The sequence below is a fragment of the Janthinobacterium rivuli genome (assembly GCF_009208735.1).
GTDB lineage: Bacteria > Pseudomonadota > Gammaproteobacteria > Burkholderiales > Burkholderiaceae_D > Janthinobacterium.
This window is the reverse complement of record NZ_WFLJ01000109.1, coordinates 1-255: the sequence shown is the minus strand read 5'-3', so window position 1 is coordinate 255 and position 255 is coordinate 1. Positions and strand designations below refer to the sequence as shown.

Genomic DNA, 255 nt, shown 5'->3' with positions numbered 1-255 from the left:
GGCTGGCCGACGGGTCGCGTTCCGATGGTTTCAAGACGAAGGTATTGCCGCAGGCGATCGCCATCGGGAACATCCACATCGGCACCATCACGGGAAAGTTGAACGGCGTGATGCCGACGCAGACGCCGAGCGCCTGGCGGATGGACCAAGCGTCGATGCCGCCGGCCACCTGTTCCGAATACTCGCCCTTCATCAGCTGCGGGATGCCGCAGGCAAATTCCACCACTTCGATGCCACGCGTCACTTCGCCCTTGG

1 protein-coding gene is annotated in these 255 nt (G+C 63.1%); it reads right to left on the bottom strand.

Features of this window, described 5'->3' with window-relative positions; all coding sequences use genetic code 11:
- On the bottom strand, positions 1-255 hold a 255-nt coding region (locus GCN78_RS29155), incomplete at both ends, for an aldehyde dehydrogenase family protein (RefSeq protein ID WP_152254759.1).